This is a genomic window from Clostridium tagluense (assembly GCF_003865095.1).
In the GTDB taxonomy this organism is placed as follows: domain Bacteria; phylum Bacillota; class Clostridia; order Clostridiales; family Clostridiaceae; genus Clostridium_AD; species Clostridium_AD tagluense.
In genome coordinates this window covers 1-252 of sequence record NZ_BHYK01000140.1, presented here as the reverse complement: position 1 = coordinate 252, position 252 = coordinate 1, and the positions used below count along the sequence as shown (strand labels likewise).

At 51.2% G+C, this 252-nt stretch carries 1 rRNA gene; it reads left to right on the top strand.

Going from position 1 to position 252, the window contains the following annotated elements:
• Positions 1-252 (top strand): 23S ribosomal RNA (locus Ctaglu_RS24875); the annotation flags it as partial.

The following is a 252-nucleotide window of genomic DNA, read 5'->3' as shown; positions in this document are numbered from 1 at the left end:
GGATATTGGTGCCCGTACCGCAAACCGACACAGGTAGGTGAGGAGAGAATCCTAAGACCATCGGAAGAATTGCTGTTAAGGAACTCGGCAAATTGACCCCGTAACTTCGGGAGAAGGGGTGCCTACGAAAGTAGGTCGCAGAGAATAGGCCCAAGCAACTGTTTAGCAAAAACACAGGTCTCTGCTAAAGCGAAAGCTGATGTATAGGGGCTGACGCCTGCCCGGTGCTGGAAGGTTAAGGGGATTACTTAG